The 14437-nt window shown below is 70.5% G+C and carries 17 protein-coding genes; all 17 read right to left on the reverse strand.

The features are described 5' to 3' along the window. Positions 1–6: 6 nt before the first annotated feature. Entirely contained in the window at positions 7–1356 is a 1350-nt protein-coding gene (gene eccD / locus ACFV0Q_RS12905; RefSeq protein ID WP_385004466.1) for a type VII secretion integral membrane protein EccD, read from the reverse strand. 13 nt (positions 1357–1369) lie between these two features. Next, positions 1370–1612: a hypothetical protein gene (locus ACFV0Q_RS12910; protein WP_385004468.1), complete on the reverse strand. Its 243-nt coding sequence runs from the start codon at positions 1610–1612 to the stop codon at positions 1370–1372. Between the two features lie 43 nt (positions 1613–1655). Next, on the reverse strand, positions 1656–2372 hold the full coding sequence (locus tag ACFV0Q_RS12915; RefSeq protein ID WP_385004470.1) for a hypothetical protein: 717 nt from the start codon (positions 2370–2372) through the stop codon (positions 1656–1658). Positions 2373–2519: 147 nt separating this feature from the next. Beyond that, on the reverse strand, positions 2520–3323 hold the full coding sequence (locus tag ACFV0Q_RS12920; RefSeq protein WP_385004472.1) for a hypothetical protein: 804 nt from the start codon (positions 3321–3323) through the stop codon (positions 2520–2522). 28 nt (positions 3324–3351) lie between these two features. Beyond that, complete coding sequence (locus tag ACFV0Q_RS12925) at positions 3352–4212, reverse strand: immunity 49 family protein (protein ID WP_385004474.1); 861 nt, start codon at positions 4210–4212, stop codon at positions 3352–3354. 166 nt (positions 4213–4378) lie between these two features. Next, positions 4379–4936 (reverse strand): hypothetical protein, encoded by a 558-nt coding sequence (locus ACFV0Q_RS12930; protein WP_385004476.1) that lies wholly within the window; start codon positions 4934–4936, stop codon positions 4379–4381. A gap of 85 nt (positions 4937–5021) precedes the next feature. Beyond that, on the reverse strand, positions 5022–5663 hold the full coding sequence (locus ACFV0Q_RS12935; protein ID WP_385004477.1) for a pentapeptide repeat-containing protein: 642 nt from the start codon (positions 5661–5663) through the stop codon (positions 5022–5024). A 70-nt stretch (positions 5664–5733) separates the two neighbouring features. After that, positions 5734–6255, reverse strand: a complete 522-nt coding sequence (locus tag ACFV0Q_RS12940) for a hypothetical protein (RefSeq protein ID WP_385004479.1) — start codon at positions 6253–6255, stop codon at positions 5734–5736. 40 nt (positions 6256–6295) lie between these two features. Beyond that, positions 6296–7126, reverse strand: coding sequence for a hypothetical protein (locus tag ACFV0Q_RS12945; RefSeq protein ID WP_385004481.1), 831 nt, complete (start codon positions 7124–7126; stop codon positions 6296–6298). Between the two features lie 252 nt (positions 7127–7378). After that, entirely contained in the window at positions 7379–7762 is a 384-nt protein-coding gene (locus tag ACFV0Q_RS12950; protein ID WP_385004483.1) for an Imm49 family immunity protein, read from the reverse strand. Positions 7763–7892: 130 nt separating this feature from the next. Next, positions 7893–8894 carry a hypothetical protein gene (locus tag ACFV0Q_RS12955; protein WP_385004485.1) on the reverse strand — a complete coding sequence of 334 codons (1002 nt, stop codon included), beginning with the start codon at positions 8892–8894 and terminating at the stop codon, positions 7893–7895. Further along, on the reverse strand, positions 8891–9535 hold the full coding sequence (locus ACFV0Q_RS12960) for a hypothetical protein (RefSeq protein ID WP_385004487.1): 645 nt from the start codon (positions 9533–9535) through the stop codon (positions 8891–8893). Before ACFV0Q_RS12960 ends, ACFV0Q_RS12955 begins: the two co-directional genes overlap by 4 nt. Before the next feature lie 9 nt (positions 9536–9544). Further along, the gene (locus ACFV0Q_RS12965) at positions 9545–11902 is read right to left on the reverse strand and encodes a hypothetical protein (RefSeq protein ID WP_385004489.1); all 2358 of its coding nucleotides are present in this window, start codon (positions 11900–11902) and stop codon (positions 9545–9547) included. Then, positions 11899–12279 carry a DUF6507 family protein gene (locus ACFV0Q_RS12970; RefSeq protein WP_385004490.1) on the reverse strand — a complete coding sequence of 127 codons (381 nt, stop codon included), beginning with the start codon at positions 12277–12279 and terminating at the stop codon, positions 11899–11901. Before ACFV0Q_RS12970 ends, ACFV0Q_RS12965 begins: the two co-directional genes overlap by 4 nt. A 50-nt stretch (positions 12280–12329) precedes the next feature. Continuing rightward, positions 12330–12641 carry a pore-forming ESAT-6 family protein gene (locus ACFV0Q_RS12975; protein ID WP_385004492.1) on the reverse strand — a complete coding sequence of 104 codons (312 nt, stop codon included), beginning with the start codon at positions 12639–12641 and terminating at the stop codon, positions 12330–12332. A 19-nt stretch (positions 12642–12660) separates the two neighbouring features. Beyond that, positions 12661–12993 (reverse strand): hypothetical protein, encoded by a 333-nt coding sequence (locus ACFV0Q_RS12980; RefSeq protein ID WP_385004494.1) that lies wholly within the window; start codon positions 12991–12993, stop codon positions 12661–12663. Positions 12994–13169: 176 nt separating this feature from the next. Then, on the reverse strand, positions 13170–14437 hold a 1268-nt coding region (locus ACFV0Q_RS12985; protein WP_385004496.1), incomplete at its 5' end, for a PH domain-containing protein.

A 14437-nucleotide genomic window follows, 5' to 3' on the forward strand; every position in this document is an offset into this window, starting at 1 on the left:
CAACCCTTACGCGAAGGTGCCGAGCAGCCGCCCGTACACGCCGAACACCCCGATGAGCAGCGGGAACAGCACGATGACGCCGAGCGACTCGGCGGTGTCCCCGAATCGCCGCAGCCGGACCCGTACGTGCTCGGGCGGCTGGACGGCCAGCACCCCGAGCGCGGCCAGCGCCAGCGCCAGCAGCGCCGCCAGCGGCCCGGCCGCACCGGCCCGCTGCGCCCACACCAGCAGCGCGGCCACGGTGACGGCGGCCCCGGCCAGCAGCAGCGCGACCACCTCCGCGACGAGCGGGAACGCCCGCGCGCGCAGCCACAGCACGGCGGCGACGGCCACGGCCAGCGACACCGTCCAGACGTCGGGCTCCCGCAGCGCGAGCACCCCGGCCGCGCCCGCCGAGACGGCCGTGGCGAGGGTGGCCAGCACCATGCCCCGGTGGGTGGCGCCGAGCGCGGTCGCGACCTTGTACCGGCTGACCGAAGCCCCCCGCGCCCGACGGTCGTCGAGCCCGGTCAGTCCGGCCGCCGCCAGCGCGAGCCGCAGCAGCAGCCCCAGCAGGACCACCGAGGCGACGGCGAGTACGGCCCCGGTACGGGCCCCCGCGCCGCCCTGCGCGACGGCTACGGCCTCCCAGCCGCCGGTCAGCGCCGCCACGGTGACCGCCCCGACGAACCCGCCCCGCCCGAGCGGCGTGAACCACCCCAGCAGCGCGAGCCCCACCGCGAGCGCTCCCGCCACGGCGGCGAGCCGTCCCATCCAGCCCCAGTGCTGCGCGTCGCCCAGGGTCCACGCCCCGAGTACCCCGACGGCCCCGGCGGTCGCCAGCAGCGCCGTCGCGAGCCCGGACCGCTTCAGCCGTCCGGCCAGCGCCCCGACGGCCCCGCAGACGGCGGCCGCCGCGAGCAGCACCCCCGCCACGGTGCCCGGCGCGAACTCCCGCCGCGCGAACCACCCGGCGAGCAGCGCCCACCCGACCAGCCCGGCCCCGGCGGTGATCCGCCGCGCGGCGGGCCGCCAGCGCCAGGCGCGTACGTCGAGGTCCTCGGCGGCTTCGTCCGTGACGTCGTGCACCACGGGCGCGGACGGCACGTCCTGCACCCGCACGAGCCGCAGTACGGCACCGTCGGCGATCCCCGCGTCCGCGAGGGTCGTGTCGTGTTCGAGTACCGACCCGTCGCCGGTCACCAGGTGGCGCAGCATCGGCTGCGCGGCCACCCGGTCGTCCAGCATCCGTATGACGTCGGGCAGCAGCCGCCCGACGGGTTCTTGTGAGGGCAGTACGAGGTCCATCCGCCGCCGCTCACCCACCAGGGTGACCCGGCTCAGTGCCGTACCGCTTCCCGCCCCCATGCTCACCACGCGCCCGAACCTATCACCGAGTACTGACCTGCCCCGGGTTGCCGACCTTGCCGATCAGCCGGTGCGAGATGAACGACCAGCCGACGCAGCCCGCGCACAGCACGGCCGCGATCACCAGCCCGGCGACGGCCTTCCCGACCCGCTCGTCGGCAACCCGCCGCCCGCGCTGCGCCCCGAACAGCACGGCGTCCCGCATTCTGCGCCGCCGCACGGCGACGGACTCCAGCAACTGACTGTCGTAATCCTCGGCCGCCATCCCGGACCCCCTTCCCTCTCCGCCCCGACGCTAGTACGCCCCCTCACGACGACGAAACCACGGCCCCCGGTTGCACGGCGAGCCCGATCCGCCGGGCGGCTTCCAGCTGGCCGATCCGCACCAGCCCCTCCCCGCCCTCCGGATCGCGGTCGGTGGCGCCCCACCGCAGCCCGGGCCCGAGCACGTCGACCCCCGCCCCGTGCCGGCGCAGCAGCGGCCCGCCGCCCGCCTCGGGGGCGTGGTACGTGACCCGCCCCTCGGCCTCCAGCGCGTCGAGCACGTCGTCACCGAGCACGCCGACGGGCCGGCTGCCGAGGAACCCCCGCAACGGCCCGGGCTTGTACAGCGCGCCGACCAGGTCGAGGAAGCCCCCCGAGCAGTCGCGGGTGAACGACCCGCCGCGCTCGTAGAACAGGACGACCGGCTCGTACAGGTCCGGCAGCCCGGCCACCAGCGCCGGCTCCCGCACCCGCAGCTCCGCCAGCCGCACGGCCCCCGCACACGTCCGCCGGAGCTCCTCGCCGGGCACCCCGCGGAGCAACTCCTCAAGCTGCTCCGCCTGTTCATGCCCGAGCTCGAACTCCGGGTCGACGTAAGCCGTGACGTCGTAGAAGGGCCACACCTCCTCGGCCCCCCAAACCCGCGCCCACACGGCGGCCCGCCTCAAGTACTCCCACATCAGCACCCGCCGCGACCCGACGTGCTCGAACGCCAGGTCCCACCGCATGTCCCACTCCACAGCCCGCAGCCGGCGCATCATGGGCCCTCCTCCCCCGCCCGGGAGCGGACTCCGCTTCATCGCCCTCACGGATCCTCTCCATTCGGCGCACCACCGAACAGGACAGAAGTGCCGTTCTCGAACCTACCCGTCGCGGCCCGCCAGTCGACGGCGAGCGTGCGGCCGCTGCTACTCCAGCGCGAGCAGCGCCAGTTTCCCGAACTCGTCCACGTCGACCGCCGCGTTCGCCTCGGGCCGCCCCGCCACGGGATCACCGGAACACTTTCCCAGCTCGACGAGTGCCGCGGTGGGCGACAGCCCTCGGTCATACGCCTCCTGCAGCCGGTCCAGCCACACGAGACCGGCCCGGTAGGCGTCCAGGTCGGCCGCATCGCGCGGCTCGTAGTGGTTCTCGATGCCCGATTCCGTCGGAAAGCCGAACCAGGTGGCGTCCTCGGGGTCGATCGCCACGTCGAGCTCTTCGGCGATCTCCGCGAGGGCCGAGGCCAGACGCGGCCGGTTCGCCGCGAACACCGCCTCCTGCGCGCGCCCCCGAAGATCAGACGGCATCCAGGCATCGGAGAAGGCCGTCAGACCGACGTGGAAGTACCCCTCCGACACCGCGGCGGTGAGCTCGAAGAGCCCTTCCACCACCTCACCCCCACCGGCACCGGTCTCCACGATGCCGTCGCACGAGGCGTAGAGGTTCACACCCCCGATCTCACCGGCGGCGATGCCTTCCTTGATCCGCACCACCAGCGCCTCGACATCCGCGGTCAGCGCACCGACGGGGAAATCCGCGCGGAGCAGGATGCCACGACGGCCCATCCCGGGTACCTCTACGGCAACGCGCCCACCGTGCGGGGTTCCGAGGCGATACCGCTCCAGGGCCCCGAGCGCCGAGAGAAACCGGCGGACGGCCTCTCGAACCAGATCGGTCTCGTGTCCGGGTTCGCCCCAGGACCACCGCGCGACGGGTGTGCCGGCAATCAAGGCCGTCCCCCTGGCACGAGACCGCGCATCACACCTCGAACTCCCCGACCCAGGACCGCTTCAGCAGGTGTTCGGGCAGGTACGGGGACTCGACCCCGACCGGGATCCCGCCGTCGTACGCCAGGCACGCGACGGCGAGAAGGCCGAGCGGCACCAGACCGTCGATGTCGTCGGCCCGCTCCGGCGTGGCCGTCCAGTACTGCTTGTGGAGTTCGAGGGCTTCGAGCAGCGTCGCATGGAAACCCTCCTCGTCCTTCTGGAGGAATTTGTAGAACAGGTTGATCGGCGGATACGCCACCCGCTGGATGTACTCCCGCCCCGCGATCACCGCCACATCCGGATGCGACCGCTGGAACGTCAGCGTCAATTCCGGCACCAATTCCGGCCGCTTCAGCCAGTACGCCTGGAGCGTCGCCACCCAGTGGTACAGGTAATCGTCGTGATCCGCACCCGAAGCCCGCAGCACGTCGATCGGCAACTCACACAGCGCGGTCATCTTCGGCTGATCACGCGTGATGATCGCGAACCAGAAGGCCTCGATCCACGCCTGAGCGTGCGCATACGGCACCGGCCCCGTCGCCGGCAGCGTACGCATCTCGTGGTGAATGCGCACCTCGGTCGATCCCTCGGCCATCCCCGCCGTACGGAACACCGCGGAACCCAGCTGCGCCGCCGCGACCACGGCCTCCCAGGTCGCCAGCTCGCCGCCCTGCGGGTCCACCCGGAACCGGGCTTCGACGTAGAAGGTGGAGTCCGTCCATACGGATCCGAGCTTCCGGGGCGACGGCCCGAGAGCGCCGATGTCCTCGGTCAGATCCTCACCGAGCCCCTTGACCCAGTCCGCGCTGGCGGGCCTCGGCTCCGAATGGCCGGCCACGAAGACGCTCATCGCTCCCCTTCACGCCGCTTCAGCGGCGGCCGCGATCGTCCCGACGCGCTGCGTCCACTGCCGGCTGACCCCGGCTTCCGGAATTCGTCCGACTCGACCGTCGTTCCCGCTTCCCGGGGCCGGGTGCGCTGCACCCGGCCCCGGGAAGAAGGCGACCACCTGCAACTCAGGCCGCGAGCAGGGCCTTGGTGCGGAGGAAGATGTCATCGTCATCCAACTCCACGGACTCCGCCTCGATATCGGTCACGATCCGTCGCAGAATCTTCGCCCACTCGCTGACGAACACTCGTGCACGGGCCACCATATCGCCCCGCTCGGCCAGCAGCGACTCATAGTTCCCGAGCGTGCTGTGCCAGCGCGCCTGGATCCTCACCGAATCGCCCTCGCGAGCCATTCTCCATTCGGCCGAGAACGTGTCGGACCCCCAGAACACCTCAGCTTCCGAGAAATCCGGCCGTTGAATCTCCTCAAGAAGGGGCACCAGGTAATAGCTCTCCGCCCCGCTCCTAGAAGAGGACCAGGGGGCGTAGAGGTCGGGCAGCACGCCGTCGAGCTCCGGCGCGAGCACGAACTCCGGGGCGACGTAAGACGTCACGTCGAAGAAGGGCCACACTTCCTCAGCCGAACACGCCCGAGCCCACAGCGCGGCCCGCCGCGCATACTCCGCGAGCAGGACGAAGCGCGACCGGGCACGCCCGAAGGCAAAGCCCCAGCGCCCGCCCACTCCACGGCCCTCAGCCGCTCCAGTACGGGCGACACAGCGTCACCGGCAGGTACGGGAACGGCGGTGAGGCCCTCGGGTAGCCAGATCAAGAGGGGAGGACTCGGACCTTCGCGCCTCGGCTGTTCAACCACGACTCCAATTCGGCTCCAGCCAGCTCGTGTCGCCCATCCCTCCCCACCACTTCGGCGGGACCGAAGATCGTGCCGGAGAGGCCGGAAACCACCGTCTGATCATCCAAGACCGTCTGCATGAATGTCTCCGACACCGACACGTCTGTCAGGTCAGCGCTCCGCAGGTCGACATTTGTCAGCGACGCACCGTGAAGCGATGCCTGTCGAAAGGAGGCCCCTCTGCCATCCACACCGTACATCTCAACGCTCCCGAGATTGGCTCCGTTCAGCACTGCGCCGCGCAGCGAGGCGTGGTCCAGCTCGGCTTTCACCAACGAAGCACCCGAGAGGTCGGCTTCATTAAGATTCGCGCCCTCAAGGTGTGCGCGGTAGAGATCCGCACGGACGAGACGCGCTCCTTGGAGCACGGTCTCGGTGAGCAGACTGTCGGCAAGGTCCGCATGAGACAAGTCAACATGGGACAGGTCGAGCCCGGCAGCATCAAGCAGGACAACGCTCTCCGCGACCCAGTCCCTCAGCACCGCTACTGCTTCCGCATCAGCGGGCCAGTTACCCACGAATCGGCCCTCGTTACGGATACCAGACAACTCGATCACTCCACCCGTGCCCCTCGACGATCGCCTTCAGGTCGTCAATGGCTGCTTGATTGGCCGGCCACGAAGACGGTCATCGCTCCCCTCTCGCCGCTTCGCCGACGGCCGCGAGCAGGGCCTTGGCACGGAGGAAGATGTCGTCGTCGTCCAACTCCACGGACTCCCCCTCGATATCGGTCACGATCCGCCGCAGAATCTTCGCCCACTCGCCGACGAACACTTGCGCACTGACCACCGCATCGCCCCGCCCGGCCAGCAGCGATTCAGAGTTCCCGAGCGTGCTGTGCCAGCGCGCCCGAACCCTCAGCGAATCGCCTTCGCGGACCATCCTCCATTCGGCCGAGAACGTGTCGGACCCCCAGAACACCTCGGTCTCCGAGAATTCCGGCCGCTGGATCTCCTCAAGAAGCGGCACCAGGTCGTCGACAAGGACGGCGAGGTCGTAGCCGTACGACAGCCGGACCGGCACCAGATTCCAGACGAGAATCGCGTCTTCGGCCTCGGAGGAGTACATCTCACCGACCGCGTCAGCCATGTCGGCGGCGGACTCGCACCTCCGCACAGCCGGGCAGCCTGCCCAGATCGAGAAACTCATCGCCGTTCCCCTCGCGTCATCGGGTAAGCGTACGACCGCTCTACTCCAGCGCGAGCAGCGCCAGCTTCCCGAACTCGTCGACATCGACGGCCGCGTTCGCCTCGGGCCGCCCCGCCACGGGATCACCGGAACGCTTGCCCAGCCCGACGAGTGCCGCGGTGGGCGACAGCCCTCGGTCATACGCCTCCTGCAGCCGCTCCAGCCACACGAGACCGGCCCGGTAGGCCTCCAGATCGGCCGCATCGCGCGGCTCGAATCCGGCAGCACCCTCGTCGTCCGAGGCCCACAGGTACCCGAGCACCTCTTGGGTTCCCAGCACCGGGACGTACCGCACAGGCCCCTCCGCCTGCCGCCCGTACCCCGCCTTGAACTGCGGGGTCTGGTTGAAGATGCGGTTCCGGTAGGGGATCTCGAAGCTTCCCCACACGTCGGACGGGGAGCCGTCGTCCTCGTAGTGATTTTCGATGCCCGATTCCGTCGAAAAGCCAAACCTGGTGGCGTCCTCGGGGTCGATCTCCACGTCGAGCTCTTCGGCAATCTCGGCGAGGGCAGAGGCCAGGCGTGGCCGGTTCGCCGCGAACACCGACTCCTGCGCGCGCCCCCGCAGATCGAACGGCATCCAAGCATCGGAGAAGGCCGCCAGGCCGACGTTGAAGTACCCCTCCGACACCTCGGCGGTGAGCGCGAAGAGCCCCTCTACGGCCTCACCTCCACCGGCACCGGTCACCACGATGCCGTCACACGAGGCGTAAAGGTTCACGCCCCCGACCGCGCCGGCGGCAATGCCTTCCTTGATCCACGCCACCAGGGCCTCAGCGGCCGACGACCCCTCCACGGCATCCGCGGTCAGCGCGCCAACAGCGAAATCCACACGGAGCAGGATGCTACGACGGCCCATCTCGGGGACCTCTACGGCCACGCGCCCGCCGTGCGGGGTTCCGAGTCGATGCCGGTCCAGGACCCGGAGCGCCGAGACGAACCGGCGGACGGCCTCGCGAACCAGGTCGGTCTCACGGCCGGATTCCCCCCACGACCACCGCCCGACGGGTGTGCTCGCAATCAAGGACGCCCTCCTGCCATGAGACCGCGCATCACACCTCGAACTCCCCCACCCAGGACCGCTTCAGCAGGTGCTCGGGCAGGTACGGGACTCGACCCCGACCGGGATCGCGTACCAGAACGCGCGCAGCCACGCCGAAGGGCGCGCGTCGTGGTTCGGACCCGTCGCGGGCAGGGTGCGCAGCTCGTGGTGGATGCGGCACTGCGCCGTGCCCTCGGTCATCCCCGCCGTACGGAAGAGCGCCGACCCCAGCTGTGCGGCGTCGACCATGGTCTCCCACGTGGTCAGTTCGGCTCCGGCCGGATCGGCGAGGGTCCGCGACTGCACGTGCAGGTCCGCCTGCTCCCAGACCCGGTCGAGTGCGGCCGGAAACACCGCGAGCTGCTCAATCGACGCGACCAGCCGCTCGTCCTGGCTCCTGACCCAGTCCGTGCTGCCGACGTCCAACTCCGCATCACTTCCTACGAACATCACTACCTCAGGAATTGCGACGTAAGGCCGTTCGGCTTCATCCCCAACGACCCTACAACCCCTCCGTCTACGGGCCGTTCCCGTCGCACTGCGGGCGGAGGCACCGTCAATGCCTCGCCGACAGTTCCTCCAAAGCGTCCAGCGAAGCCGCCTCGTGCACCGCGGGCTCGACGGCGGAGCCGCTCCCGCTGCCGTCCGCCACGCCGAGCAGCTCGTTCAACGCCGCCATCGGGCCGAAGCCCCGCAGGCGCAGGGAACGGAGGCTCAGCACCCACGGCACGCCTGCCTCGAACGCCGCGTCACCCGCCGCCGTACGAGGCTCGTACCCGGCGGCCTCGTCACCGACGGCGGCCCAGAGGTAGCCCACCACCTGCTCCCCGCGCCGGACGTGCGCGTAGCGGACGGGATGTTCCGTGCTGCTCTCGTAGTCCTCGCCCTCCGACGCCCCGGGGACGAGCCTCATGAGCCGCTTCCAGCGGGCGGGGACCTCGAAGGTGCCCCACGAATCGTCGTACTCCGCCCCCTCCACCAGCAGGTCCGCGAACCCTTCCGCGGTGGGACGGGCGTGCTTGGTGGCGTCTCCGGGGTCGATTGGCGACTCCGTCAGCTCGGAGATCCGCTTCAACGCGGCCGCGAGCCGTGGCGCGTTCTCTGCCGCCACCTCGGGCTGCGGACGCTCCCTGAGGTCCTGGGTCAGCCAGGCGTCGGCGTAGGTCGACAGCACCAGCAGCACCGCGCCCTCACCCCAAACCTCGACCCGTACGCCGAACAGCTTCTCGGCCCGCCGTCGGATTCCTGTCTCCAGCCACTCCCCGGGCAGCACGAGGCTGACCGTCAGCTGCCGGCCGGGCAACAGGCGCACGGCAGCGACCTGCTCGGCCATGGCAGCGACGGGTACGTCGCGCCGCTCGAACAGCGGGTGTGCCATGGCCGACCGGTCACAGAGCACCACCGAGCCCGTTCCGCCGCCGGTGACCAGCCCGAGGGAAGCCAGGACGTCCCTGACCTCCCCCACCAGCGCGAGGGGCCTCGAAGCGCCACTCGCGGCGGCGTCGAGCACGAGGGAAGGCTCCCAGAACCACTCCCCCACCGGCTCGGTCGTGATCACATCAGATCGGTGAGATCCGGCCCACGACCGTCGATGAGTTCCGCGTCCTCCAGTCCGTAGGCTTTGGCCATGCCGAAGTAGGTAGGTTCCCCCGGTTCGGCCTCGACTCCCAGGAGCGCGTCGAGTTCCCGCAGGGCCGTGGCAAGGCGGGGCGCGTTGCGGGCGTGCACCTCGGGGTGCGGGTTGCCTCGGAAGTCGCAGGTGGCCCACACGTCGTGGTGTACGGACAGCGTTGCGGAAGGCCCGATGGAGTCGGGCGACACGCGGAGCTCGACCAGGCGGTCTTCCTTGCGAGGGCTGCCTTCCGCGTCGTACCAGCTACCCAAGCCGACGACGACGAAGCCGGTCATCTCCGCGCCCGGGTGGCCCACCGGCCGACAGCCGCGGATCTCGTCCGCCAGCTTCTCATCGCCCAGGGACCGGCTGAGGAGGCTCAGCCCGCTGTCGATGCCGAGCCCGCCCTTGCCGACCTCGAACCAGCTCCACTCCAGCGCCTGCGGTTCGAGCAGCCCGTGAGCGGTCAGCACGGCGGACATCCGTGCGGCGGTCGCGAGAGCCGGCTCCAGCCCGGACTCGCTCACGTCGTACAGATCCCAGAACCACGAGCCGCTCTCTCTCGGCGCGCGCATCAGAATCGACATGGAGTTCCCTTACGGCTTGGTGGCATTGGTCGGGTAGATGGTGATGGAACCGTCGTTGAAACGCAGTTCGAAGGAGGCATTGGTGCGGTCCGCTGCCCGCTGCACCACGCCCAGGTCCCGTTCCGTCAATGCGCTCTTCACATCGTGAACGTCGAGAATGGCGGCCTTGACGTCGACTCCGTCGCCCACGAGCTGGTGGTCGGCGATTCCGTTGACCGCCGTCCTGATGCCCTTGGCACTCTTGACGTCCTTCAGCTGGGCACCGTACTCGATACGGCCGTCGACGCCTCTGGTCGCGACATCGAGGTCCAGCCCCCGCTCGGGCAGCTTCAGCTCGAACTCGATGTTTCCGATGCCCTTGGCCTGGAGTTCCGCCGCGTGCTCGAACGCCTGGTGCACAGCCGGCATCATGCCTGGCTGCTTGATCTGGAAGATGAGTTGCTTGTACTCGGGGATATCCGCGAACCTGCCGCTGGCGACGTAGTCGGCGACGGCCGATCCGTACTCCGACTTCTTCAGCTGCGTGAGCATGCGCGCCTGGTCCTGCGGCGGGACCTTGGACTTGGTGAGGGAATCCGTGACCTCGGCGGCACGCTCGGGCGGCATCGTGCCCGAGGGCTGCTGCGCGATCTTGTCGCCGTCCAGATGGACGTTCGGGTTGTTGGGGTCAGGGGCGTCGTGACCGCCGCCACCCGGCGCGTCACTGCCACCTCCCCCGCCGCCACTGGGGCCGTCGCCCTGGTGCGGGACCGTCGGGCCGTCGTGGCCGCCGCCCGTGCCGGGGGTGTCCGTGTGGTGGGTGCCGCCGCCCGTCGGGGTGGTGTCGGTGCCGCCGTGGCCCGGGGGCGTGCCGCCGCCGGGTTCGGTGTGGCTGTTGTGGGCCCCGTTGTCCGCGACGCCGCCCGGGGTGTGTTCTGCCGCTCCGCCCGGGGTGTGGGCGGTCGGGCCGCCCGGGGTGTGGGCGGTGACGTCCGCCGTGTGGGCGCCCACGCCGACCGGGACCGGCTCGTGCTTGGGGACCTCGGCCAGGGGGTGGTCCGAGCCCTTCGGGATCGAGGTGAGGTCCTGCTTCGGGGCGCCCGTGTGGTCCAGGAGCTCGTTCGTGGTCTTGTCGAAGTACTGGGGGCGGCCCATCGCGTCGTCCGGCAGCCGGACCGTGTCATCCGGGTGCGGGAACTTGATGCCCGGGGCGTCGGCCTTCGGGAGGTCCTTCCACACCACGTCGTCGATCTTCGGGAACGCCCCGTCGACCTTGCCCAGGTTCGCGAACAGATCGCCGATCTTCATCTTGGCCAGGGAGCCGGCCTTGCCGATGTACGTGATCGGGTCGATCAGCCGGCCCGCCTTGCCGGCCACGCTGATGACCTTGGCGACCGTACCCGCCTTGGCCGCCGTACCCGCGCCGCCCGTGAACACCGTGGTCAGGACGTTGAAGGTGACCGCACCCGCCGCCCGCGCCGGGTTCTTGCCCCACTCGTCCCAGGCGACCAGCGCCTTGCCGGTCTCCTTCATCGCCGTGCGCGAGTCACGGATCCAGCCCGGCAGGTCCTTGTCGTCCGCCAGCCAGAACGCCGTACCCACACCCGGCATCGAGGTGATGACCAGACCGGTGGCCAGCTTCGCCAGGCCCGTCCAGGCCTGGCCCGCCTTGTCCCAGCCGTCCACGCCCACCAGCGTGCCGAGGCCGCGGATCGTGCCCCAGATGCCGTCGACGATCAGGCCGTCCCAGACGAAGGACTTCGCCCAGTGGCCGATCTCGTACCAGCGGTGGGTCTCCTCCAGCTGCGAACCCCACGGCAGGTCCTGCGCCTTGTTGAGGTCCTCGCCCTTGTACCCGTACATGTTCGCGCCGTGCGAGCCGTCGTCGGCCGTCAGCGGCGGCGCGCAGTACAGCGCGCGGATCTTGTTCGCACAGGTCCGCTCGGCGGCCCAGAAGGCCGAGACCGCCGCGTTGACGTCGTGGATCAGATCGTTGTTCTCATCGATCTTGTCCCCGTCGTCCTTCCAGTGCTCGTCCCCGCTGATCTTGTTGGAGAACGTCGTGGCCTTCGACTGGAGTTCCTTCAGCCGCGCCACGATCGGCCGCGCCTCGGTGATGTACTCGCCCAGCGCCTTCGCCGCCGACTCCAGCTGGTCGGCGAAGAAGTCGCTGTCCGTCTTGACGGGCTTGGTCGTCGCGAACAGCTGCGCCGCCTCGGGCGCCGAATAGAACGCCGACAGGCCCTGGAACTCGGAGTCGACGTTCGAGCCCGCGTCGCGGAAGGTCCCCGCCGCGGTCGTGATCGCCGTCTTGTCCTGCTCCAGCAAGTCGAGGTCACCCGTGAACTGCGGGATCGTGCACGGGTTGATCGGTACGTGGTCCGTCACTTCTGCCCCGCCCCCGGGAGGTCGACCTTCGGCTCCTTCAGCGCCTCGCGCTGCGCGTTCGCCGCCTGCTCCAAGTTGCCCTGTACGTAGGCCGTCGTGGCGTTGATCACGCCGTTGATCGAGGCCTCCGTACGCGCCCCGATGTACGCCAGCCGGTACTCGTGGGAGTGCATGAGCTCGCCGAGCGCACCGGCGATCGGGCCCATCCCCCCGCCCTCACCGCCCGTGCCGCCGCCCGGAGTCACCGTGCCGGCGTGCTTCGCCGCCTCCGGCAGCTCCGTCTGGAGCGACGTGCCCGCCTTCTGGAAGCCTTCCGCGGCGGTGACCGTCTTGTTGACGACCCCCTGCACACCGGACGGCTTGATGTCCCAGCCCATGCCCTACCCCCGTGTCCCCGTGTCCCCGTATCGCGCGAACGGCTTCGGCGTCAGCCGATGTTGTCCACCGCCGCCTTGGCCTTGGCGAGCGTGGCCTGCGCGGTGGTGTCGTTCTGCTCCAGCGTGGTGCGCACGAGGCGGATGATGTCCCGTACCTCGTTCGCCGCCTTGTTCCAGCGGATTTCCTTGCCGTGGTATTCGTCCGAAACCCCGTCGGCGGTGAACTCGGACATCGCCGCCTTCACCGCCGCGTCGCGGTCGCCGAGCACCCGCTCCAGCTGGCCGATGATGCCGGCGAGGCCGCCCTGCACCTCGACGGAGGCGGAGACGTCGTACGACGTGCGGTCCAGGTTCTGTCCCATGTTTCCAATCCCCCCGGGATCAGCGCGCGCCGAAGCGCGCGGCGTCGAAGTTCGCGGAGCCCATGTTCTGGTGGGCGTTGTCGCCCTGCTCCTGGTCACCGCTGGTGAACGAGGTGTTCATCCCGGTCTGACCGCCGATGATCGCGCGCAGCGAGGCGTTCAGCTCCGCCGTGATCGCGTCCGAACGCCGCTTGAACGAGTCGAAGGCGGCCCGGCCCGTTCCGTTGAACTTGCCCTCCAGCGGGTCCGCCGCGGCGACCAGCAGCCTGATCAGCGTGCCCAGGTCCTCGCTGGAGCCGCCCGTGGCCTTGCCCAGTTCGGACAGCGTGGTGCTGCCCATGTCGAACTTCATTCACCCACCCCTGACGTGTCGTTGCATCACTCGTCTGCGTACCTGTCTACCGAAGGGACGTTGCGAACACAAACACGGTTTCAACCAGCCGCCACCTCTGGCTGAAAACCGCCCCTGGCCGATACGTGGCCCCGCCCGCGCCCGACGCCTGCCGTGCCCGCGTACGGGTCCTCGTGTCAGGTCATCCAGCGGTCGGGCCGGGCCGCCGCGCGGGAGGTCCGGGAGCGGACCGCCTGGGCGTCCAGCAGCGCGGAGGCCTCGGCGGACGCCCGCAGCCGGGCGGTGACCGTGCCGTTCGCGCCGGTGTCCACATGCACGTCGGCCACGCCCCGGGCGCGCTCCCAGGGGCCCTGGGAAAGGCGCACGCTCTGCACCTTCGCGTGCGGAACGATCTCCGTACGCCGGCACAGCCGGCCGCGCCGCGCCGCGAACAGCTCCGCCGAAACGGCCAGGCCATAGCCCTTCCACCACACCGGAACCACCCACCGCGAGCCCGCGCGCGGGGACGGGCTGAAGGCCAGGGCCGCCAGGTCCGCGCCCGGCAGCACGCGGGCGATCACGGCGTGGGCGGCGGCCCGGGTGGCGACCGGGACCAGCACCCCGTTCTTCGAGCCCGCCACGGCCAGCTCCACCCGCACCCAGCCGCGCCGCCGCCACAGCAGCGGCTCCACGATCCGTACGGTCTGCACGCGCCCCGGCGGGACGGTCTCGTGGGCCCGGTCCAGCAGCCCGTGGTCCAGGCGCAGCCCGTCGGGGGACTCGGCGACCGTCCAGTCGTACTCGGCGAGGAAGCGGCCCAGGCTGCCGGTCCACACCGCGCCCAGCAGCGGCACCAGGATGGCCACCGCCGCCCAGAGGTTGTCGCTGAGCCGCCACACGACCACCGGGGCGACGAGCCCGCCCGCCAGCGCGGCCCACACGCCGAGGCTGAGCAGCATGGAGACGACCAGGTCCCGCACCGGCACCCGCAGCAGCTCCCGCTGCGGGGCCTCGCCGAGCACGGCCGCCTCCGCCGGGGCGAAACCGGCCGCCCGGGCCAGCAGCTCGGCGCGCAGCGCGACGGCGTCCCGCTCGCCGAGGAAGGCCAGCTCGTCCTTCTCCTCGGTGCCGATGACGTCGAGCCGGAGCTTCGCGACGCCCGCGAGCCGGGCCAGCATCGGGCGGGTGACGTCCACCGCCTGGATGCGGTCGAGGCGGATGTGGGCGGTGCGGCGGAAGAGCAGGCCGGTGCGGATGCGGAGCTCGGTGTCGGTGACGGAGTAGTGGGTGAACCACCAGCTGAGCAGGCCGTACGTGCCGAAGACGAGGACCAGCGCGGCCAGCGCGAGCAGGCGCAGCCCGACGGGGTACGAGCGGACCCACTCCTGGGCCCGGTCGCCCTGCTGGAGCACCAGCCCCACGGTGGCGGCGATCGGCACCCACGCCCGCCGCAACGGGGTCAGCA

Origin of the sequence: Streptomyces sp. NPDC059564, from assembly GCF_042735575.1 — a bacterium.
Lineage (GTDB): Bacteria > Actinomycetota > Actinomycetes > Streptomycetales > Streptomycetaceae > Streptomyces.

Bases quoted from the DNA above. Each gene is read 5' to 3' on its own strand.
- ACFV0Q_RS12960 (WP_385004487.1), bottom strand. From the start codon at position 9,535: ATGTCGATTCTGATGCGCGCGCCGAGAGAGAGCGGCTCGTGGTTCTGG.
- ACFV0Q_RS12980 (WP_385004494.1), bottom strand. From the start codon at position 12,993: ATGAAGTTCGACATGGGCAGCACCACGCTGTCCGAACTGGGCAAGGCC.
- ACFV0Q_RS12915 (WP_385004470.1), bottom strand. From the start codon at position 2,372: ATGATGCGCCGGCTGCGGGCTGTGGAGTGGGACATGCGGTGGGACCTG.
- ACFV0Q_RS12975 (WP_385004492.1), bottom strand. From the start codon at position 12,641: ATGGGACAGAACCTGGACCGCACGTCGTACGACGTCTCCGCCTCCGTC.
- ACFV0Q_RS12970 (WP_385004490.1), bottom strand. From the start codon at position 12,279: ATGGGCTGGGACATCAAGCCGTCCGGTGTGCAGGGGGTCGTCAACAAG.
- ACFV0Q_RS12910 (WP_385004468.1), bottom strand. From the start codon at position 1,612: ATGGCGGCCGAGGATTACGACAGTCAGTTGCTGGAGTCCGTCGCCGTG.
- ACFV0Q_RS12940 (WP_385004479.1), bottom strand. From the start codon at position 6,255: ATGAGTTTCTCGATCTGGGCAGGCTGCCCGGCTGTGCGGAGGTGCGAG.
- ACFV0Q_RS12925 (WP_385004474.1), bottom strand. From the start codon at position 4,212: ATGAGCGTCTTCGTGGCCGGCCATTCGGAGCCGAGGCCCGCCAGCGCG.